We start from the raw sequence: 22,436 nt of genomic DNA on the forward strand, positions 1-22,436 counted from the left end.
GCGGTTACCAGTTGCGACGCTTCAGGCGGAGTAAATCGCCTTCGAGGTCAGCGACGGCGTCAGCGCCAGTTTTAGTGCCCGAAAGCACATCATGGGAAGTGCTGAAAAAGGCATTGCTAACACGGCCATAGGCATCCCCGGTAGGTGCTGACGGACGGGCGACGGCGTTGGTGAAGGTGTCGTAAAGAGTGCCAAAGAATGGCACGGCTTCCAGTACCTCTTCATCTTGGTAAAGCGCATCGATGGTGGGGTTGTAGGACGCTTGGATAGCACGACGCTTTTGCTCTTCTTCACCGGTTAAGAAAGCGACCAGGTCAGCGGCAAGCTCGGGATGTTCGCTATAGCGGGATACTGCTAAGTTCCAACCGCCTAAGCCGGCTGCACTTCGACCGTCTTCTCCACCTGCGGGCAATTGGGTAACGCCGACGCTGCCACGTACATCGCTATCTTCGCTTTGAGCCAGTGACCAGGCGTATGGCCAGTTGCGCATAAATACGGCATTGCCGCCCTGGAAGACACCACGGGCTTCTTCTTCGGTATAGTTCAGCACGCCTTCCGGAGAGATATCGCCAATCCATGAGGCTGCTAAATTCAGCGCTTCAGCAGCTTTCTCGTTATTGATGGTGACTTCGCCATTCTGATCTACCACGGTGCCGCCACCGAAGCTTGATACCCACTCCAGTGCATTGACGGTAAGTCCTTCATAAGCACGCCCCTGGAAGACAAAACCCTGCATACGATCATTGCCTTCTGCGCGCTCGGCATCTTTGATATCACGCGCGATGTCGGTCAGTTCTTGCCACGTAGTCGGTACGTCATGGCCATGTTTCTCCAGCAAGTCCTCGCGGTAATACAGAACACCTGCGTCGGTAAACCAGGGCATCGCAACTAGGCGGCCATTGATAGTGTTGTTGGTGACAATGGTGTCGAAGTGGCCTGCCGCGGCGTCTTCACCAAGCACTTCGCTTAAATCAAGCAGGTGATTAGCGAGTAGGCCGGGCCAGACAACATCGATCTGCATGACATCAATGTCGCTAGAATTGGCGGATAAAATTTGTTGGTAGAGTGACAAACGTTCAGTAGATGAGTTTGGCGTTGAAACCACATCGACACTGTGGCCGGTCTTCTCTTCCCAGGCGCTCACACCTTCTTGGCAAAGAGTAAGTTCCGCACCAACAGCTCCACAAGAAATGGTTAACTCAGCCGCCTGGGCAGAGCCTGTGGCGCTAGCGAGACTAGCCAAAGCAATGGCAGAAGTGAGTAGTGTCTTTTTCATAGGGCGTTCCTCGGCATTTGTTGTTATGGGTAATGAGTGTTAAAAGCGCTTGTAGTGCCTACTTAAACGATTAAGTAAGGTGCCAGTTAGCCGTCTCCTCGTGACAAGTTCAATAGCGACTTTTGTCTAATGCCATTGCATCACTTTTTTCTAACCTAATGAACAGTTTAGACATTGGTCGATAATTAGTGATTTCTTGTTGGTTTACTACCTCTTAATCGATTAAGTTCTTTCTACCGTTATCTAGCGGGATAAAACGTAGTTGCTTTGCAACATAATCTGCTGGATTCGGTTCGCAGAACAGCGTTTAGCGCCACTCAGTGGGAGAGTCGTTGGGCGTGTTGATGAGCGTGGGCTATCCGTGCAGTAAAGCGACAGACTGATGGCTTTGGCTCGAAGGAAGGTTTAAAGCAAAAGCATCAGAAACTTACGTTTTCAACAAAATCTCAAAAATAAAAGATTTAAAGCCAAGTTTTTAAAGCGATTTTTAAAACGCTTTTCTTAAAGCATAGCTCTTAGGAACACAGCTCCTTGGAATACAGCTCTTAGGAATACAGCTTTTAAGAGCATGGGTTTTAAGGGTGTGGCTTTTAAAAACAAGGGCTTAATAAATTAGGGTTTAAAACAATGCACAAAATGACATTCAAAACACCTCTCGCCATTGCCATCGCCGCTGCCAGTTTTGGGCTGTGTGGCACTGCTAGCGCCGACACAACATTGGAAGAGCGATTTGCTCAGTTAGAAGCAAGAATTGCGGCTGCCGAGCAGCGGGCGGAGGCTGCAGAACGTCGCGCGGAGTTAGCTGAGCAGGGACATGCTGCACCATCGTCAAGTGCGCCCGCCACCAATGCTGATATTGAAGAACGCCTTGCCCGTGTAGAGCGCCAATCCAGCGGTGAAGAGGGATTCTCCTTTAATGTCTATGCGCGTTCCGGCCTGCTAATTGGTGAAGATGGCAAAAGCGCACCAGCTGGTCCTTATCTAACACCCGCGGGTGGCAATGGCGGTGCCGTTGGTCGTTTGGGCAACGAGCCGGATACATACTCTGAAGCCATTCTTAACTACCGCATGCAGTTTGATAACGGTGCAAAAGCCCGTTACACCACGATGTTGGCTGCTGGTACTAATTCCAGTAACGATTGGGTAGGTGACGATACCAACCTAAACGTGCGCCAGGTGTATGCCGAATTTAGTGACTTACCAAGCTTTACCGGCGCGTTTGAAAACGCTTCCATTTGGGCCGGTAAGCGTTTTGACCGCGATAACTTTGATATCCATTGGCTAGATAGCGATGTTGTCTTCCTCGCCGGTACCGGTGGCGGTATATACGACATGCAGCTAGCCGATAACTGGAAGAGTAACCTTTCAGTTTATGGCCGCAGCTTCAGCGACTATCCGATCGTCAACCGTGAAAATCCCGGTTTAGATGGAGAAAATAGCGATACGGATAACCTCGTGCTGACCTCTAATAATTACTTCGGTAACTGGCAGGTCATGGTCAACGGCATGTCTGCTGCTGATAACGATGAGCGTGATATTGGCGTGGGCCAAACCGCGGCTGATACCGGCTGGCATACCATGGTGGCTTACCACGGCGACAGTTTCTTCGGCATGGGCGAAGGTAACTTTAAGGCCGCTGTACTGCACGGCCAAGGCTTAGGGGCCGAAGTTAAAGGGTTGGGTAGCAACGGCGACCTGACGGATGATGCGACCGCAACGCGGCTGGCGCTATACGGAACGACCTATATTGCACCGACGTGGCGTATTGCACCGTCGATACTGGCTGAAACCAGTGAAGATCGTTTCGCTAACGGTGACAGCTATGATTGGGCTACGCTAAACGTGCGTCTGGCCAATGAAATCAATCAGAATTTCGAAATGCAGTACGAAGCTAGCTATCAGTGGATGGATTTAGATCCACAGGGTTACAGTGACCGTAACGCGGTTGATGGTGACTATATGAAGTTCACTATCGCACCGACTTTCAAGCCGGAAGTCGGTGGTTTCTGGAAGCGTCCTGAGATCCGTTTATTCACGACTTACAGCGACTGGGACGAGAGCCTTAATAGCTACGGTGCCAGCTCTCTAGGTAGCGATGGATTTACTGGCGGTGAATTTACCTTTGGCATACAAAGCGAGGTATGGTTCTAAGAAGAGGTTCTAAGCGTAAGCCGCTGCTCGCTAGCGAAAACTGTTTCTCCAATGCTGATTGCCCGCGACGTGTCGCGGGCTTTTTGTTAGGTAAAAGCACTGATATCGGGAGGCGCTGATGTCGTTACTCCAAGAAAAGCTAAAGGCTCCGCCGCTGCCGCTTAGTGTGGTGGCCCGGCCACGTCTAAATGATCATTTCGCCTTAAACGAGCGTACCCGCCTGCTAGTGCTGGCAGCGCCCTCGGGTTATGGCAAAACGACACTGTTGGCCGAACGGTTACCCGCGCTGGAGCAGGAGGCCGCTTGGTTACGATTGGATCAGCGTGATAACCAGCCAGCTCGCTTTCTAACCTACTGGCGGGCAGCGTTGAACAAACTGTTCGATGACACCTATGTGCTTTCGCCCATGGCTGACAATGCTGACTGCATCGAGCAGCTTGAACGCTGGTTGGGAGAGTTACCCGAACAACGTTCCCCGTGTCGTTTCGTCGTCGATGAATTTGAACACGTGACCCATCCCGATATTTTGGCGGGTGTCGCTCACTGGCTGCGTCATCAGCCGCCTTGGTTGACCTTGACACTGGCGAGCCGCTCGCGACCCGCGCTTGGTTTGGCGAGTTTGCGATTGAGAGGGGAGCTTGAAGAGATCGACCTTCATGGATTGGCCTTTGACAGCGAAGAAGCACACACCTTGTGTGCCGAACAGCTAAGTTTTCCGCCCACCCGAGTAAGCCTTGAACGTGCGTTGCGTAGAAGCGGTGGCTGGATTGTAGCGCTTAACTGGCTGGTTGAGCGAACCACCACGCGTGCGGGATTTGATGCGCTGGTAGAGCGTTTAGGCGGTGCGCATCCTGATTTTGTCGCTTGGTTTGATGAACTGCTCGCTGCCGCGCTTCCTGCTGAAGAGCGCGAGCTGATGCTTCAGTTGGGAGTATTAGAACGCTTTTCGCCCGAGCTAATGGCGCGCCTTTTGGAAGGGGAGCGATTAACTCAGCGCTTGGAAGCGTTTGAGCAAGCTGGGCTATTCATTGAACGCCCCGACCCGCATAGCCAGTGGTTTCGCTTTCAGCGACTGTTTGGCGAGTATCTTCGCCACCGCCGCCACGAGCTTGATTTAGCCACCCAGCGAAGGCTACACCAGCGTGCAAGCCAGGCGTGGTTAGCGCTAAATGATCCGGTCATGGCGCTGCGCCAGGCAATCTTAGCCGAGGAGCAAGAGGACGTTGCCAGCTTATTGACCGCGCAGGGCCCTGCATTACTAGCCAGTGGAGCTTATGCGTTATTAGCGCAAGGTTTTGCGCTGTTGGGCGAACCGCGACTTTCAAAACGTCCGGAGCATACGCTGCTCTATGGCTGGGTATCCCATGGGCAATTTCAGTTTGATATCACGGCACGAGTGATCGGATGGATAGAGGCGCAGCTGGATGAGCCCGAATGGCAGGCATTGAGTGCTGAATTTGCCACATTGCGTGCCCAATTGGCGATTAACCATGGTGATGCTGAGCGTGCAGCGCCACTGGCTGAGCAAGCGCTCGCGGCGCCTGCTCGCTATCTGGCGTCAACACCGCTAACCGCCACCGCTATTCTTAGTGAAGCACGCTTTGTTCTGGGTTATCTGGAAGAGTCGCTTCAGCGCGTTAGAGAAGTAGAGCGCCAAGCTCGTCAGCGTAACGATCATCAACTGCTGCTGTGGTCATACTGTCATCAGTCTGAAACCCTGGTGGCTCAGGGACGCTTGCAGGCCGCCTACGATATTCAAGAGCGCGCCTTTGCTCATCTAGAACGCGCCGAACTTGAACATTTGCCGGTCGCGGAGTTTTTGTACCGCATTCGCAGCCAGGTGCTTTGGGAGTGGCATCGCTTAGACGAAGCCGAGCAGGCAGCGTTGAAAGGTATTGCGGTGTTAGACAATCAAGGCGAGCGCTGGACACTTCAGTGCCATATTCAGCTCGCTAAAGTCGCCCAGAGCCGGGGAGACCAAGCGCAGTGTGCCGACCACATTCGTAGGCTGCGTAAAATTCTCTCAGAAGGGGATTACCACATTGATTGGGTAGCCAATGCCCATGCAACGCTGTTGGCGTGGTGGCAGTCGACACACGATATGGATGCGGTCGAGCGTTGGCGCCAAGAAGCGCCAGAACCACTTACCGAGCATGCCACCAATCACTTTTCCCAGTGCAACGTGCGTAACCATGCCCGTGCATTAACACTATTGGGGCGCTATGAAGAGGCCCGCGAACTGCTGGATGCCCTTGAAGAGCACACCCAGCGGCTGGGATTAGTGACTGATGCGAATCGCAACCAGCTGTGCTTAGCGGCGGTGGCTTGGCATCAGGGGAAAACCACTCAGGCAAGTAACCATATACAGCAGGCACTCCGTTTAGCTTCCCGCACCGCATTGGTAGGCAGCTTTTTACGGATAGGCAAACCACTTGGGGAGCTGCTGTCGACGTTATTAGCAAGTAACAGCTTAGCCCCCCTTGAACAGGCTCGCGCGGAGCGGTTGTTGACCTTAGCTGGCCGCCAAAAAGATTTTGGCAGCGCCCGGCGCTTGATGCTGGACGAGACAGTCATTGCCAACATTGTGGCACGGCCCGATGTGCCTGAACTTATCCGTACGTCGCCACTCACTCGCCGAGAGTGGCAAATCTTGGGGCTGATTCATGCTGGGCTCTCTAATGAGCAGATCGCTGAACAGCTATCGGTGGCGCCCACCACCATCAAAACGCATATCCGCAGCCTTTATCAAAAACAGAATATTCGGCGGCGGGATGAAGCTATTGCGCTGGCGGGGCAATTATTGGCGCATATTCAAGGAGAATAAGAGGCGAGTAAACAGTGCTTAAGGGCGGCGGTAGCGGCTACTCCTAACACCTACTCCTAACACCTACTCCTAATACCTACGCCCACCGCTACCTCTAGGGGAGGATTTTATCTTTCGATCAACGCTGCATCATGCCAATCAACAGGAAATGATAAGGACAATATAATGATGCAGGCATCTTCTACTTCCCACTACGTTGGCAGCCAAGGCGCTGACTGGTGGCGCGGCGCAGTGATTTACCAAATTTACCCGCGCAGCTTTATGGATAGCGACGGCAAGGGCGGCCAGAGCGATGGGATTGGTGACTTAAAAGGGCTGATCGATAAGCTGGATTACATTGCCTCGCTAAACGTCGATGCCATTTGGCTGTCGCCGTTTTTCACCTCGCCCATGAAAGACTTCGGCTACGATATTAGCGATTACCGTGGTGTTGACCCGATGTTTGGCACCCTGGAAGACTTTGAGCGCCTGGTTGAAGCTGCCCATGCCAGAGGGCTGAAGGTGACGATTGATCAGGTAATGTCACATACCTCTGACCAGCACGCCTGGTTTGAAGAGAGCCGCAAAAGTCGTGATAACCCGAAAGCAGACTGGTATGTCTGGGCCGATCCCAAACCTGATGGTGCGCCACCGACCAACTGGCAGTCGGTGTTTGGTGGTAGCGCCTGGCAGTGGGATACGCGCCGTTGCCAGTACTATCTGCATAACTTCCTGGCCAGTCAGCCGGATCTCAATTTCCGCACTCCCGCCGTGGTGGATGCCATTCTGGAAGAAGCGCGCTTTTGGCTGGAGCGGGGCGTCGATGGCTTCCGTCTTGATGCTGTGAATTTCTGCACCCACGGCGAGCTCAAGGATAATCCTCCGCGCGCAGCAGTAACCGAAAGCTTTTTAGGTGTTCGCCCGGACAACCCTTATGGCTACCAGCTGCATCAGCATGATAAAACCCAGCCGGAAAACGTGGTGTTTTTAGAACGCCTGCGCGGCCTGCTCGATGAGTACCCTGGCTCGACGAGCGTGGGAGAAGTTGGTGACGATGACGCCCTGGGCGTGATGGCGGAATACTCCCAAGGCGGCAATCGCCTGCACATGTGCTACTCCTTTAACCTGCTGACCGACAAAGCCGATCCTGGTTATTTGCATAAAACGCTCACCGAAATGGAAGCTCGGATTGGCGATGGTTGGCCCTGTTGGGCACTAGGAAATCACGATGTCACCCGCCTTGCCACCCGCTGGCAGGCTGAAGGACAGCTGGATAAGCTACGGCTTTATATGGTGTTTTTGCTTACCCAGCGGGGCAGTGTGTGCCTTTACCAAGGTGAAGAACTTGGTTTGCCAGAAGCCGAACTGACGTTTGAGCAGTTGGTTGACCCGGCGGGCATCACCTTTTGGCCTGCCTATAAAGGTCGCGATGGTTGCCGAACGCCACACCCTTGGCAAGCCGATGCGCGACACGCTGGCTTTAGCGATGTCACGCCCTGGCTGCCAGTGCCCGATTCGCACGCCAGTCTCGCCGTTGATCAGCAAGATAACGATGCCGGTTCGTTGCTCAATGCCTACCGTGATTTTTTAGCGTTTCGCCGCACCCAGCCTGCGCTAGTAAAAGGCCAGGTGCGCTATCACGCCGTGCATGATGAGGTGCTCTGTTTAGAGCGTACCTATCAACACTCACGTCTGCTGATTGCACTGAATTTTAGCGACCAAACCGTCACTCGCACGGCGCCTAAAAGCGCTGAATCTCTCAAGGGTTCGCCTGCTTGGCTAAACGGCGAGTGGCAGGATGGGCAACTTCGGCTGCCACCTTACGGCGTGGCGATTGCCTGCTGCCCACAGTCCGAGGAGGATGCACCATGGGACGTTTAACGCTTAGCGGTATTGGTAAATCCTTTGACGGTGTGGAAATCTCTCGGGATATCGATCTTACGATCGAAGATGGCGAGTTCGTGGTCTTCGTTGGCCCCTCTGGCTGCGGAAAATCCACCTTGCTACGTATGATCGCAGGCCTGGAAGACATCACCGAAGGCGATATGCAGCTTGATGGTCAGCGGATCAATGAGATTCCGCCCCAGGAGCGGGATATCGGCATGGTGTTCCAATCTTATGCGCTGTACCCGCACATGAGCGTGGCGGAAAACATGGCCTTTGGCTTAAAGTTGGCGCGCACTGATAAAGCCGAGATTCGTCGTCGCGTTCAGCATGCCGCTGACATGTTGCACTTGACTGAACTGCTGGAACGCAAACCTAAAGATCTTTCCGGTGGCCAGCGTCAGCGGGTAGCGATTGGCCGTACCTTGGTAAAAGAGCCCGCGGTTTTTTTGTTCGATGAGCCGCTTTCTAACCTGGATGCCGCGCTGCGGGTGGATATGCGGGTGCAAATTGCGGCGCTGCATAAGCGCCTGAACGCCACCATGATCTACGTGACCCACGATCAAGTGGAGGCGATGACGCTGGCTGACCGTATTGTGCTGCTTTCCCGTGGCCGTATCGCCCAGGTCGGCGCGCCGCTTTCGCTCTATCACTTCCCTAAAACCCTTGAAGTGGCCGAGTTCATCGGCTCGCCGCGGATTAATACCTTTCCCGTCACGGTGGTAGACCCAGGTGAACGTCAAACAGTCGTGCGTCTGCATAGCGGTGACACGCTGGCAGTGGCGGTCAATGGCAAGCATCTTCAGGCAGGGGATAGCGCAACGCTTGGGCTGCGGGCAGAAGATTTTGTCGCAGCCGAACAGGCAGAAGCCACACTGAGTGCGACCTTAATGGTGGCGGAAAAGCTGGGTTACGAAACGTTGGCGCATTGGCAGGTAGCAGGTATTAGCGTTCCGCTCACCCAGCGTTTAGATGGTTTGACCCATCTGGAAGAGGGCCAAACGGTGCGTTTGGGGCTTGCAGGCCAGCATTGCCACCTGTTTGATCACAGTGGCAATGCCTGCCCCCGGCAGGTTGCAGTAGATGGCGTTAGCCAATAATTAATCAGCTGATTTATATACATAAAAAGCGCCTCAAATTTTTTAGGCGCTTTTTTCTTAATTATTTTCTATAAAGAGTGCATCCAAAACGTCTTCTCGTGTGTATCCCCTATACAGCCACACTTTGTAGTGGTTGATACAAAACCCAAGGAGACTGAAATGACTATCCAACCTCTTACGCGTGCAGCACTCGCCGCTACCTTGATTGCATCCTTCAGTCACGTTGCGCTGGCCGATATGACGCCTGCCGACGTTCAAGTGCCCGATGGCAATACCGTCGCTCTGGAAACAGTGGGTGTGGGTGCGATTACCTACATGTGCGAAGCTAAAGGTGACGGTACTATGGGCTGGGTATTCAAAGGCCCCCACGCTGCGCTGAACGACAGTAATGGTGCTCAAGTTGGCAGCTACTATGGCCCGCCTGCTACTTGGGAAGCGTTGGATGGCTCCAAAGTTACCGGCACTCAGTTGGCAACTGCCGCGAATGGTGATGGCAATATCCCGTTGCAGCTCGTTGAAGCCAATCCTGCGGAAGGTGAGGGCGCAATGACTGGCGTTAGCTACATTCAACGCCTGAACACTCAAGGTGGTGTCGCACCCGATGTGGCTTGCGATGATGGCCATGACGGTGCCACTGCAGTCGTCACCTATCAAGCAGATTATATTTTCTGGACAGCTAACTAAGTCCTTTTATTGCTTAGTGGTAAGTAGCACTTTTGCTAAGCAATGTTTTTCTCAAGAAACACATCTAAGTAAGGCTAGAGGCTCGTCTCGCGAGTCTCTAGCCGCTATGCTAGCCAAAAGAGCGGCGATAACAGTAGTGGCGACTGTATCGGCGCGTCACCAGGGAGCTAGCAAGTGTCTGATATAGGCGTGTCTACGATAGCTAACGACTTCGATTATGCTGATGCACTTGCCCGCTGCGCGCGTGGTGAGCAAGCGGCACTACATCAGCTTTATCGTCAAGAGGGTGCCAAACTGCTTGGCGTTGTCATGCGCATTGTGAAAGACCGCGGCATGGCTGAGGACATTGTCCACGATGCTTGCCTGAACATCTGGCAGCGAGCCGATAGTTTCGACCCCGAACGGGGCTCTGCCCGTACCTGGATATTCAGTATTGCCCGCCACTTAGCATTAAACGCTATTCGCCAGCGCGACCGAGAAATCAGGGTGGATATCAACGACCCAGGCGAGCTAGCCGATGATGACACCTACCAACAGTCATTATCGACAACGGCGGAAGCCTTTGACTGGCAGACTGGCCAACAGATGGATGAGTGCTTGCAGCAATTGGAAACCGAGCGCCGCAACTGTGTGCTACATGCCTACGTGGATGGGTTAAGTCATGCCGAGATTTCTGCACACACTGGCGCGCCGCTAGGCACTGTTAAAGCCTGGATTAAGCGAAGTTTGCTTCGCCTGCGGGAGTGTATGTCATGACGCGTTCAAACGAAAATGATGACCTTTATGCACTTGCAGGGGAGTACGTGCTAGGTTCGTTACCCATCGCTGAGCGAGAAGCCTTTGAGGCACGCTTGGCCAACGATCCAGAATTACAAACCATCGTGGCTGACTGGGAAGAGAAGTTTTTCCCCTACACCGCGATCGTTGATCCTGTTACCCCATCAGATTATTTGTGGCCGCGCATAGAGCGCAGCATGCACGTCGCATCGAAAAGATCAGCGCGTGTTCCAAGGGTGGCACCAACGCCACGCCGCTTGGTGCACAGCCTACCATTTTGGCGCACCGCTACCGGCCTTGGTTTGGCTGCCGCGGTGACCATGGGCGTGATATTGACCAATGTCTCCACTGCACCAACAACGCCGGAATATATGGTGGTGCTGTTAGCGCCGCAAACTCAATCAGCCGGGTGGGTCGTACAGGCCGCCAACCGCCAGGAAATTCAACTGATCCCGTTAGGCGCTTTTGAAGTGCCCGAAGGCAAAGCACTGGAGTTCTGGACCAAGGCGGATGATTGGCAAGCGCCGGTTTCACTTGGTCTAGTAGAACCAGGGCAACCGCTGCGCCTGCGTTTAGACCAGTTACCGCCGCTTGAAAATAACCAGCTCTTTGAACTCACGCTAGAAGAGGACACCGGTTCGCCCACTGGTTTACCAACTGGCCCGATAGAGTTTATTGGCCGCGCGGTGGAGATTTAACGCATAGCATTATGAACGATGCTAACGACATCACAGGCGAGTTCCGGGTGGCTTAAAAGAACGTTAATCCCACTTGGAACAGCCGCTCCACGTCACGAATGCGCCGCTTATCAATCACGAACAGAATGACGTGGTCGCCGCTCTCTACCATCACATCCCCATGGCCAATCATGACCTCTTTGCCTCGCACAATGGCACCAATGGTGGTGCCTTCAGGCAGATTGATCTCAGCAATGGTCCGGCCCACCACTTTGGACGACTGCTTGTCACCGTGGGCGATCGCCTCGATGGCTTCCGCAGCGCCACGGCGCAGTGAGTGTACATTGACAATATCGCCGCGGCGGACGTGAGTAAGCAGGCTACCGATGGTTGCTTGCTGGGGTGAAATGGCGATATCGATTTCGCCCCCCTGAACCAAGTCCACGTAGGCAGCGTTGTTAATCAGCGTCAGTACCTTCTTGGCGCCCAAGCGTTTGGCCAGCAGCGACGACATAATATTGACCTCGTCGTCGTTGGTCAGAGCACAAAAGATATCGCAGTCTTCGATGTTCTCTTCTTCCAGCAGCCGCTTGCTGGTGGCGCTGCCGTGTAGCACCACCGTTCGGTCAAGCCGCTCGGAAAGCGCAGTACAGCGCTCTAAACTGTGCTCGATAATCTTGACCTGATGGCTGTGCTCCAGGTGTTCGGCTAAACGTTCACCGATATTGCCCCCACCGGCAATCACCACCCGCCGGAAATCCCGTTCAACGCGGCGTAGTTCGCTCATTACCGCGCGAATATCACGCCGTGCCGCCAGGAAAAACACCTCGTCGTCGGCTTCAATCACCGTATCGCCACGGGGAATAATCGGCCGATTGCGGCGATAAATTGCCGCCACGCGTGTTTCCACATTGGGCATGTGCTTGGCTAAAAAGGCTAAATCCTGTCCCACCAACGGGCCACCATAGAACGCCTTGACCGCCACCAGCTGCACCAAACCACCGGCAAACTCCAACACCTGCAACGCACCGGGGTGCTCAATCAGGCGGCGAACATGATCCGTGACCACTTGTTCAGGGCTGATCAGTACATCAATAGGGATCGCTTCGTGGGCAAACAGCCCCTTACGGGTGAGGTAGGCGGTTGAGCGTACGCGGGCAATTTTGGTAGGCGTGCGAAACAGCGTATGGGCGACTTGGCAGGCGATCATGTTGATTTCATCGGTGTTGGTCACCGCAATCAACATATCGGCGTCTTCACAGCCCGCCTGACGCAGCACAATGGGATATGACGCCGAGCCCGTCACGGTGCGGATATCCAGTTTGGTGTGCAGTTCGCGCAGTTTTGCGCCGTCGGTATCGACAACGGTGATGTCATTCTCTTCGCGGGCAAGGTGCTCCGCCAGGGTGGCACCAACTTGGCCGGCACCCAAAATAATAATCTTCATCGGTGGTTAGATCACTCTGGCGACATGTCACTGAAGATAGTCACCTATCTATAGGGAAGCTGTCGAGTGCAGCAATGGCAGGCAGCTCTCTTAATGGGCCAAAAGTTGTTTTTTTTACATCTTTTTGACGGCTAACGCCTTAAACGCCATCGATTTTTTACGCAGGCAATCTCTAAGCTCTGGGGGCCAATCAAAGGAGGCACATCGATGAATATTGCACTGTTGATAATCGCCACCGGCACAGCAGCGTACTTGTTTTACGCGCTATTTTGCCCCGAGCGTTTTTAGGAGATTGCCATGAACGACATGATCGCCATTTATGCCATCGTGGCATTACTTGGTGTGCCATTAGGGATATACATTGCCCGCGCGCTAAGTACTCAGCCCAGTCGAATCGACACGCTATTCAGAGTGATAGAAACGCCTATCTACCGATTAGCAGGCGTTAATAGTCAAAGCGTAATGACGTGGCAAGTCTATGCGCTAGCTATTCTGAAACTGCATGTAGGCTTGATACTGCTGGCATGGCTGGTGTTTATGTGTCAGGGCTTATTGCCCCTGAATCCTGACGGCATACCTGGTATGAAGTGGGATACAGCGCTGCATACGGCGGTATCGTTTGCCACCAACACTAACCAGCAGCACTACTCGGGCCAGGCGCAGCTTTCCCACCTAAGCCAAACCTTTGCCATTGTAACGCTGCAGTTTTTAACCCCCGCTACGGGGCTCGCTGTGCTAGTCGCCATAGCGCGTACTTTGCTAGTGGCTCGGCCTGCGGGAACGGTAAAAGGGGTTGGCAATTACTATCATGATATGACCCGCACGTTAGTGCGCGTTATGTTGCCGCTGGCAGCAGTGGTGGCGCTGTTACTGACCTCGCAAGGAGTACCTTCTAGCTACCAAGCGGCGCATCAGGTGGAAATGCTGGATTCGCAAGTGGAAGAGGTGCAGTCGATTCCCTTAGGGCCGGTTGCATCAATGGTTGCGATCAAACAGCTAGGCACCAATGGTGGTGGCTGGTATGGACCAAACTCTAGCGTTCCGCTCGAAAATCCAACGCCGTTGGCCAACGTGATTGAAACCGCTTCGCTGACGATTATTCCCTTCGCATTACTGATTGCCATCGCACTTATTATTGGCCGACGCCGATTAATGATGGGTATTGGTGCTGTGATGCTGACGTTTTCGCTGATTTCCACCTCGGTTGTGGTTTCTTCGGAACGTATGCCGAATGCTGCGCTTGTCGAGCTTTCCCAGCCCGGCGCTAATCTGGAAGGCAAAGAACTGCGTTTTGGTACCGATCTTTCCGCTTTGTGGGGCAGTTGGACGACACAAACATCGAACGGCTCAGTTAACGCCATGCACGACAGCTTCAACCCCATGGGCGGCATGATGGTGTTGATGGATATGTTTGTGAACGTCACCTTTGGTGGCATCGGTGTTGGGCTTATCGGTTTCTTTCTCTATCTGATGTTGGCGGCTTTCGTTGGCTCATTGATGGTTGGTAGAGCGCCTGAGCTGTTTGGCAAACCGCTAGAAACCCGTGAAATGCGCTGGATCTCTCTAGCGATCCTGGTACAGCCGTTAGTCATTCTTGGTCTCTCCGCGCTTACCGTAGCGATGCCTAACGCTGCTGGAACCTCAAATCCTGGTTTTCACGGCCTAACCCAAGTGCTTTACGAATTTGCCTCTGCATTTGCCAATAACGGCTCTGGTTTTGAAGGGCTTGGCGATGATACGCCGTGGTGGAACCTTGCCTGTGTTATCACCCTGATGGTCGGTCGATTCTTGCCCATGCTGGTGCCATTAGCGGTGGCCGGATGGCTGGCAGCGAAGCGCACTGCACCCGCGGGACGCGGCACCTTGCCGATGGATAGCCCGGCATTTATGGGATTGACCGCCGGTGTGATTGTGATTGTTAACCTGCTGGGCTTCTTACCGGCGTTAGTGCTTGGCCCGATTGCTGAAGCCGTGACGCAAGGCTTCTAGGAGAAACGAGATGTCACATACTGAGCTTGCTAAACAGCCGCGTCGTCCGCTACCCATTGGCCAGGTCGTCGCTGGGGCTGTGAAAGGACTTGCGCCTCAACAACTTGCGCGAAACCCCGTGATGGCCGTGGTCGCCATTGGTACCGTAGTGTGCTTTGGGCTGACGCCCATTGCTTTCGCCCAGGGAGAAAATGGCGGTTTTGCGTTGGCTATCGCGTTGTTGTTACTGGCCACCGTTCTGTTCGCCACGGGTGCCGAGTCGCTGGCAGAGTCACGTGGTAAAGCCCATGCTGGGGCGCTGCGTAAAACCAAGGGAGAGTTGAAGGCAGTTAAGCTGAACGCTGATGGTACGACGAGTAATGTTACGGCCGACTCTCTCCGCAAAGGCGATCGTGTGAAGGTTGTCGCGGGGGAGCTGATTCCCGCCGATGGCGATATCGTTGAAGGGGCTGCCTCGATCAATGAGTCGGCTGTCACCGGTGAATCTGCGCCCGTACTGCGTGAAGCGGGCACTGATAACAGCGGTGTCAGTGCCGGGACCAAAGTGCTGTCAGATCATCTGATTATTGAAGTTAGCGCTAACCCTGGCGAATCGTTGTTAGATCGCATGATTGCCTTGGTTGAAGGCGCCAACCGTCAGAAGACACCTTCCGAGCTGGCGCTATCGGTACTCTTGGCAATGCTAACGCTGGTGTTTTTGATCGTGGTCGTCACGTTGGTACCCATGGCGGCTTTCGTGGGCGTTGAAACCTCCACGGTTATGCTCGTGGCATTGCTGGTCTGTTTAATTCCGACCACTATTGGTGGCCTCTTGCCTGCTATCGGTATTGCGGGTATGGAGCGCGCTATGCGGGCTAACCTGGTGGCTAAATCAGGTAAAGCCGTCGAGATTGCTGGCAGCATCGACACCTTGCTGCTGGATAAAACCGGCACGATAACGCTTGGCGATCGCCGTGCGACGGAGTTTGCTCCTTGCCAACAGATTCCGCGTCAGCGAGTCCGTGACGTGGCGTTTTTAACGTCCCTGGAAGACCCTACGCCAGAAGGGCGTTCAATTGTGGAGCTAGCCACTGAGCAGGGCGTCGATGTCCAGCTTAGACAAGAAGCCGATGGTGCAACCTTTGAAGCGTTCAGTGCTGAAACACGCCTGTCAGGCGTTGATCTGTCCAGCGGTAAAAAGCTGCGTAAGGGAGCACCGAATGCGATTGCGGAATGGGTAAAAGCCCAGGGCGGTGATATACCCAGCGATTACGAACAGGTCATTGCGCGTATTTCACGGGATGGCGCAACCCCCATTGCGTTGGCTGAAGGCAGTCAGATTTTGGGCGTGGTGGCGCTGTCTGATGTGATTAAAAGCGGTATCGCGGAGAAGTTTGCTGAACTGCGTGCCATGGGTATCAAAACCGTAATGATTACGGGTGACAACCCGATTACGGCGTCGGCTATTGCCGCGACGGCAGGCGTGGACGACTACATTGCCGAAGCCACGCCAGAGCGCAAGCTAGCGTTGATTCGCGAAGAGCAGGCCAGTGGTCGCTTGGTTGCCATGGTGGGTGACGGTACTAACGATGCTCCCGCTCTTGCTCAAGCGGATCTAGGGTTGGCAATGAACTCAGGCACCCAGGCAGCCCGTGAAGCGGCCAATATGGTGGATCTGGACTCTGATCCTGGCAAGCTGATTAGTGCGGTGGAAATTGGCAAGCAGTTGCTGGTTACCCGAGGCGCGCTGACGACGTTTTCGCTGGCGAATGATGTGGCTAAATACTTTGTTATTTTGCCAGCGCTGTTTGCCGCCAGTTTCCCTGCGCTTGGCGTGCTCGATGTTATGAATTTGCACTCTCCGACCACGGCGGTGCTTGCAGCCGTGCTATTTAACGCATTAATCATTCCGGCATTGATTCCCTTTGCCTTGCGCGGTGTGTCTGTGAAAGCGGCATCGGCGACGGAGTTGTTACGTCGAAATCTGCTGATTTATGGCCTGGGTGGGCTGCTACTGCCATTCCCCGCCATCAAGCTTCTCGACATGCTGATTGCGTTATTTATCTAGGAGAAACGTGATGAATGTAGATATGAAACGCCAGATCGCAGTGAATGACGATGTGCTGCAGGCAAAGGCCTCCTGGGGCAATGCACTTCGCTTTATGGTGGTAATGGCCGTTCTTCTAGGGCTGATTTATCCGCTGGTTACCACAACACTGGGTGGCTGGTTATTCCCCGAACAGGCGCAAGGCAGTTTGGTTCGAGATGCCTCTGGTCGGGTGGTCGGGTCAAGCCTGGTATCTCAGACGTTTGTCAGCGATGAGTACTTTATTGGTCGTCCATCAGCGGCGGGCAATGACGCAGGTGGCGTCTCAGGTTCTAATCTGGCGCCGAGTAATGTATCGCTGCGCGAGCGTGCCCAGGCAGATGCAAATGCCATTGCTCAACGTGAAAACGTAAGTGTCGATCAAATCCCTGTTGATCTGATTACCGCGTCTGGCTCCGGTATCGACCCGCATATCTCCCCCGAGGCGGCTGAGCTACAGGTTGCCAGAGTAGCGCAAGCACGTGGCATCGACGAAGCTACTGTGACGGCGCTAATTGATCAAGCACTTGAAAACACAGGCTGGCTGGGCTCGCCGGTGGTGAATGTGTTGCGGCTGAATGTCAGTTTGGATGATCGTTTTCCAGTATCATCAACCACCGCAGCGCCATTAACCTCAGCACCCGTCACCCCGATGGCTTCAGACACCATGGAGTAAACCAATGTATTCAGCGGATCAGCGACCCGATCCCAATACATTGCTAAAAGCCGCGCGCCGAGAGGCGCGCGGCTGTTTGCGTGTATTTCTGGGAGCCGCACCCGGTGTCGGTAAAACATACACCATGCTTCGCACCGCCCGTGAACGGGCAGAGGAAGGTGAAGATATTGTCATTGGCGTGGTGGAATCGCACGGTCGCGCTGATACCGAAGCCTTGTGTGATGGGATGGCACGGCTTCCGCTAGCGCCTTTAAAGCACCATGGCCGAACCTTCTATGAGTTTGATATTGATGCCGCCCTGGAGCGGCGTCCCAGTATTTTGCTGGTGGACGAACTTGCCCACCGTAATATCCCCGGCAGTCGGCACCCGCGTCGTTACCAGGATATTGAAGAGCTGCTGGATGCAGGTATTGACGTGTGGACAACCGTTAACGTCCAGCATCTCGAAAGTTTGAATGATGATGTCGCGCGGATTACTGGGGTTCGCATGCGCGAAACGGTGCCTGATGCGCTGTTAGAGCGCGCCCGAGACGTATCGCTTGTTGACTTAACGCCCGACGAGCTCCTTGAGCGCTTAAGGCGTGGCAAAGTCTATATACCCGAACAAGCCCGTGCTGCCATGGAAGGTTACTTTAATGAATCCAATCTCAACGCGCTGCGTGAGCTGGCAATTCAAACCATGGCCGAGCGGGTGGATGCGGATGTTAAAGTGGCAATGGATGCGGGTGGTAGGGCAGGCCCCTGGCCGGTAAGACCGCACCTGTTGTTGGTGATTAATGGCAGTGAAGACGACGTATCGCTGGTTCGCGCGGCTCATCGGATGGCAGAGCGGCGCTTGGCGGTCTGGCGAGCGGTCTATGTTGATAAAGGAATTGCCTCCCCAGAGCAGCAACTGGCCATTGAACAAGTTTTCAGCCTGGTTACTCGGCTGGGTGGCGATTCAATACGTTTACAAGGGCATAGTCAGCTAAGCGAAGTTCTCAACTATGCACGTTCAATTAATGCGACCACCATTGTAGTCGGCCGCGAAGCGAAGCGTCGCTGGTGGAAGTGGTCACGGCCACTGGCCCAACGTTTGATGGCGCATGCCGAGGCGTTCGATATTGTTATAGTGGCACAAGGGGCCTTAAAACAACGTGCCAATAAATGGCGGCATGGCTGGAAACTGCATCCTCCCCAATTACTGGCCACTAGCTTGGCGGTAATGGCATCCCTAGGGGGGGCTGTCATGCTAGAGCCCTGGCTTGAGCTGGCCAACTTACCCTTAGTGTTTTTAGTGGCCGTACTGTTTAGTGCCGTATGGGCGGGTACCGCTATGGCGATGTTCAGTGCCATCGCGAGCTTTTTAGCATTCAACTTCTTCTTTACCGAGCCGCGTCTAACCTTTGCCATGGTGGAGCGTGGTCAACTGCTGACCGCAGTGTTCTTCTTGCTCGTCGCCGTGGTGGTTGGGCAGCTTGCGGGTAGGGGACGGCGGCGTTTAATTGCACTGCGCGCTAGCCGCGATCAGACCCAGCTTTTGTTGCGTTATGCCGAACAGCTATCAACCGCGACAGACAGCGCCAGTGCAGCAAAAATTGGCGTTGATACATTGGTGCAGTGCTTTGCGGTGCCCACGGTATTTATTGAAAGCGCCGAAAGCGCGAATGAAGTGCGAGTTGTGCAGGCGCTGCCGGATTCGGTGTGCTTAGACATGGCCGCTAAGCAAGCGGCGGTATGGAGTTGGCAGCATCAAAAGCCCAGTGGCCAGGGTACAGACACCCTGAGTCAACAGGCTTGGCGCTTAATACCCCTGACAGTGCAGGGCGAAAAAGTAGGGATGCTGGCGCTTAAACTGTCGGAAAGCCTAAAAGCGCTCACCTTCGAACGAGAGTCGTTAATGGATACGCTGGTGCGTCAGCTTAGTATGGCGCTAGAGCGTACCCGGCTAGTGGCAGAGCTGAATACAACCCGTGTCTCCGAAGAGAACGAACGCCTGCGCTCTGCGTTACTCTCATCGGTGTCTCATGACCTACGTACACCACTCTCTTCTATTATTGGCTCAGCCAGTTCGTTAATCGAACTCAAACCGCAGCTAAGCGATAGCGACCAGCGTGAGCTGCTTGATGGCATTTTGTCCGAAAGTGAGCGCCTCAATCGATACATACAAAACTTGTTGGATATGACCCGGCTAGGCCACGGCACGTTAAAAATTGAGCGAGACTGGGTAGCGTTTGACGACGTTATTAACTCAGCGCTCAAGCGCTTGGGTCAGTCGCTTAAGCATGTCGTTGTCCGCAAGTCTTGGCCTCCTTCGTTACCGCTACTTTATGTCCACCCTGCGCTGGTAGAACAAGCGTTAGTGAATGTCTTGGATAACGCTCAACGTTTTTCACCACCAGGGGGGGAATTGAGCATAAAGGCGCACTTTGACGAAGGTGACCCCGCAACGTTGGTGATTACTGTTGAAGATCAAGGCCCTGGTATTTCTCCCGAGCTGCGCGAGCAGGTATTCGATATGTTTTACAGCGGTGGCGACGGCGATAGAAGTGCCCACGGCAGCGGCCTTGGTTTAGCCATATGTCGTGGCATGATTGGTGCCCATGGCGGCACTATTATGGCCGGTACGGGCGAAAGTGGGCGAGGTACCGCGATTATTATAACGCTGCCACTGTTAGGTGCAGATATTAGGAGGAGTGATGAAGAGTGAAGGCAGCGGTCGCATTCTAATTGTTGATGATGAGCAGCAGATTCGGCGATTTCTGCGTATCAGTTTAGCCTCTCAGGGCTATGCAGTATTGGAAGCAGAGAATGGCGAGCAAGCGTTAGCCATGGTGTATACCCAAGCCCCTGACGTCGTGCTGCTCGATTTAGGCTTGCCGGATATGGATGGCCACGAAGTACTGCAGGGTATACGTGAGCACAGTACCGTGCCGGTCATTGTGGTATCTGTTCGTGATCGGGAAGAAGAGAAAGTCTTTTCGTTGGATAACGGTGCCAACGATTACGTTACTAAGCCCTTTGGCATTCAAGAGTTACTAGCGCGTATAAGAGCGGTATTGCGCTTGGCCCAGAAAGCTCGGGGAGAGCAAACATCAAGTTACTATGTCAGTCAGGGGTTAGCGATTGATCTGGAACTAAGGCGGGTCACACTACAGCAAGACGATGTGCATTTAACGCGCAAAGAGTTCGCTGTGTTAGCGCGCCTGTGCCGCTACGCCGGGCGGGTCGTTACCCAGACCCAGTTGTTAAAAGAAATTTGGGGGCCAACGCATGTTGATGATACGCACTATTTGCGCATCGTGATCAGCCGACTAAGGCAGAAACTGGGGGATGACCCACAAACACCCACCTTGCTTCAAACAGAAGCAGGCGTCGGATATCGATTGCTGGTAGAAGCCGCGCTACGCCCTGAAACGTAGCACGGTTCTAACAAGGTTAGCGTCGCCAGAACATCGGTGTGAGCAGCACCACGACCGTTAAAATTTCCAGGCGGCCCATTAACATGCCAAGGCACAGTAGCCATTTAGCGGCATCGGGTAGTGTTGCAAAGTTACCTGCCGGGCCAATGGTGTCACCGAGACCCGGGCCTACATTCGCCACCGCAGTGGCCGCACCGGAAAGGGCAGTGACTAAGTCCAGTCCCAATGCTGAAAGGCTCAAGGCAAGCACTGCAATCGTGATAAAAAAGAAGAAAGAGAAGGCCACTACGCTACGGGAAATATCGTTGGTCACCGGCTGCTGATTATAGCGCGTAGTGAAAACACCATTAGCGTGAATCAGATAGCGCAACTGATTACGCAGCATCAGCATAGCGATTTGGAACCGGAAAACTTTCATACCACCGCTGGTAGAGCCGCTACAGCCACCTATAAACGTAAGATAGAAGAACGCCGCGATGGGTAATGAACCCCACAGCGTATAGTCGTCGGATGCATAGCCAGTGGTGGTTACAACTGAAATGACGTTGAACGTGACGTGGGTGAGCGAGACAAACCAATCATCGCCTTGTAAAACGCGCCATGTGCTAAGAACTAAAATTGCCGCTAGCAGGAGTTTTAACAAACCACGCACCTGTTGGTCTTTCCACAGGGCGCTGCGGGAGGTGCGAATAAAGCGAATATATAAGACAAAGGGTAGCGCACCACTCAGCATAAAAAGACTACCCATCCATACCAACCACGGTTGCTCAGCGTAGGCACCAAACGAGGCGTCAGAGTTGGCAAAGCCACCGGTCGCCAGTGATGTCATCCCGTGAACCACGGCATCTAGTGGCAGCATTCCACCGACCCAATAGCTCAACATGGCCAGTAGTGTCAGCCCCACATAAATAGTTAGCGTCGCTTTTGCAATTCCTCCCGTACGGGGCATTACTTTATCGGACCAATCCGAAGATTCAGTATGGAATAGCCGCATGCCGCCTACTTTAAGAAACGGCAGAATAGCGATGCCCATGACGATAATGCCGATACCACCCATCCACTGCATTAAGCCTCGCCACAGCTTTAATCCGTCGGATAACTCTTCGATCCCCGTTAAAATGGTGGAACCGGTAGTGGTAATCGCGGAGACCGACTCAAAGACGGCATTCGTAACGCTAAGCTGGGGCGCACCTAAAATAAGTGGAAGGCTGGCAAAACAGCTAATGCTGGTCCAACTGCCCGCCGTCAATATAAACATTTGCCAGGGCTTCAACTCCAGCGATACTCGACGGGTTAGCAACCAAGTGATCAGCGTGGCGCTCAGAATAATGAGAAGCGACATCCCGAAAGCAGGAGCGTCAGGATCTTGTTCAATAACCAGAACAATCCAAGGCAGTGCCATAAACATGGCAAGCACTAACCATAGCACTGCCATGATTTTAAATATTTGTGCCCAATTGCGGTAAGCGTCTCGATAGTAAATCCCGCTGGGAAAGATGGTCATAG

Annotated in this window: 16 protein-coding genes; 13 read left to right on the plus strand and 3 right to left on the minus strand. The window is 53.7% G+C overall.

The window, feature by feature from the left end; all coding sequences use genetic code 11:
• Positions 1–4: 4 nt before the first annotated feature.
• Entirely contained in the window at positions 5–1,276 is a 1,272-nt protein-coding gene (locus CEK60_RS04145) for an ABC transporter substrate-binding protein (protein WP_089037949.1), read from the minus strand.
• A 627-nt stretch (positions 1,277–1,903) separates the two neighbouring features.
• Here CEK60_RS04145 and CEK60_RS04150 point away from each other — a divergent pair.
• The 7 genes from CEK60_RS04150 to CEK60_RS04180 all read left to right on the plus strand — a co-directional run bounded on the left by CEK60_RS04150 (position 1,904) and on the right by CEK60_RS04180 (position 11,373).
• Entirely contained in the window at positions 1,904–3,427 is a 1,524-nt protein-coding gene (locus CEK60_RS04150; RefSeq protein ID WP_089037950.1) for a carbohydrate porin, read from the plus strand.
• Positions 3,428–3,545: 118 nt separating this feature from the next.
• The gene (malT, locus tag CEK60_RS04155; RefSeq protein ID WP_089037951.1) at positions 3,546–6,251 is read left to right on the plus strand and encodes an HTH-type transcriptional regulator MalT; all 2,706 of its coding nucleotides are present in this window, start codon (positions 3,546–3,548) and stop codon (positions 6,249–6,251) included.
• 165 nt (positions 6,252–6,416) lie between these two features.
• A complete protein-coding gene (locus CEK60_RS04160; protein WP_089037952.1) occupies positions 6,417–8,111 on the plus strand; it encodes an alpha-amylase family glycosyl hydrolase in 1,695 nt (564 codons plus the stop codon).
• Positions 8,099–9,214: a sn-glycerol-3-phosphate ABC transporter ATP-binding protein UgpC gene (gene ugpC / locus CEK60_RS04165; protein WP_089037953.1), complete on the plus strand. Its 1,116-nt coding sequence runs from the start codon at positions 8,099–8,101 to the stop codon at positions 9,212–9,214. The genes CEK60_RS04160 and ugpC overlap by 13 nt, the downstream gene beginning before the upstream one ends.
• Positions 9,215–9,373: 159 nt before the next feature.
• Positions 9,374–9,898: a DUF3455 domain-containing protein gene (locus CEK60_RS04170; RefSeq protein ID WP_089037954.1), complete on the plus strand. Its 525-nt coding sequence runs from the start codon at positions 9,374–9,376 to the stop codon at positions 9,896–9,898.
• A 174-nt stretch (positions 9,899–10,072) separates the two neighbouring features.
• Entirely contained in the window at positions 10,073–10,654 is a 582-nt protein-coding gene (locus CEK60_RS04175; RefSeq protein ID WP_232471466.1) for a sigma-70 family RNA polymerase sigma factor, read from the plus strand.
• The gene (locus CEK60_RS04180; RefSeq protein ID WP_089037955.1) at positions 10,651–11,373 is read left to right on the plus strand and encodes an anti-sigma factor; all 723 of its coding nucleotides are present in this window, start codon (positions 10,651–10,653) and stop codon (positions 11,371–11,373) included. The genes CEK60_RS04175 and CEK60_RS04180 overlap by 4 nt, the downstream gene beginning before the upstream one ends.
• A gap of 52 nt (positions 11,374–11,425) precedes the next feature.
• On the opposite strand, the gene trkA is transcribed toward CEK60_RS04180, so the two are convergent.
• Positions 11,426–12,799 carry a Trk system potassium transporter TrkA gene (gene trkA, locus CEK60_RS04185; RefSeq protein WP_089037956.1) on the minus strand — a complete coding sequence of 458 codons (1,374 nt, stop codon included), beginning with the start codon at positions 12,797–12,799 and terminating at the stop codon, positions 11,426–11,428.
• A 207-nt stretch (positions 12,800–13,006) separates the two neighbouring features.
• Between trkA and kdpF the strand changes: the two genes are divergently transcribed.
• The 6 genes from kdpF to CEK60_RS04215 are packed head-to-tail and all read left to right on the plus strand — an operon-like array spanning position 13,007 to position 20,930.
• Positions 13,007–13,087 carry a K(+)-transporting ATPase subunit F gene (gene kdpF / locus CEK60_RS22985; protein WP_084183678.1) on the plus strand — a complete coding sequence of 27 codons (81 nt, stop codon included), beginning with the start codon at positions 13,007–13,009 and terminating at the stop codon, positions 13,085–13,087.
• Between the two features lie 9 nt (positions 13,088–13,096).
• Positions 13,097–14,788 carry a potassium-transporting ATPase subunit KdpA gene (kdpA, locus tag CEK60_RS04195; protein WP_089037957.1) on the plus strand — a complete coding sequence of 564 codons (1,692 nt, stop codon included), beginning with the start codon at positions 13,097–13,099 and terminating at the stop codon, positions 14,786–14,788.
• A gap of 10 nt (positions 14,789–14,798) precedes the next feature.
• Positions 14,799–16,835, plus strand: coding sequence for a potassium-transporting ATPase subunit KdpB (kdpB, locus tag CEK60_RS04200; RefSeq protein ID WP_089037958.1), 2,037 nt, complete (start codon positions 14,799–14,801; stop codon positions 16,833–16,835).
• 10 nt (positions 16,836–16,845) lie between these two features.
• The gene (gene kdpC, locus CEK60_RS04205) at positions 16,846–17,529 is read left to right on the plus strand and encodes a potassium-transporting ATPase subunit KdpC (RefSeq protein WP_232471467.1); all 684 of its coding nucleotides are present in this window, start codon (positions 16,846–16,848) and stop codon (positions 17,527–17,529) included.
• Between the two features lie 4 nt (positions 17,530–17,533).
• Positions 17,534–20,218, plus strand: a complete 2,685-nt coding sequence (locus CEK60_RS04210; protein WP_089037959.1) for a sensor histidine kinase — start codon at positions 17,534–17,536, stop codon at positions 20,216–20,218.
• Entirely contained in the window at positions 20,208–20,930 is a 723-nt protein-coding gene (locus CEK60_RS04215; RefSeq protein ID WP_089037960.1) for a response regulator, read from the plus strand. The genes CEK60_RS04210 and CEK60_RS04215 overlap by 11 nt, the downstream gene beginning before the upstream one ends.
• Before the next feature lie 16 nt (positions 20,931–20,946).
• Here the strand turns inward: CEK60_RS04215 and CEK60_RS04220 are convergent, their stop codons facing one another.
• Positions 20,947–22,434: a TrkH family potassium uptake protein gene (locus CEK60_RS04220; RefSeq protein ID WP_089037961.1), complete on the minus strand. Its 1,488-nt coding sequence runs from the start codon at positions 22,432–22,434 to the stop codon at positions 20,947–20,949.
• Positions 22,435–22,436 lie beyond the last annotated feature (2 nt).

The organism is Halomonas sp. N3-2A (assembly GCF_002216165.1).
Classification (GTDB): domain Bacteria; phylum Pseudomonadota; class Gammaproteobacteria; order Pseudomonadales; family Halomonadaceae; genus Vreelandella.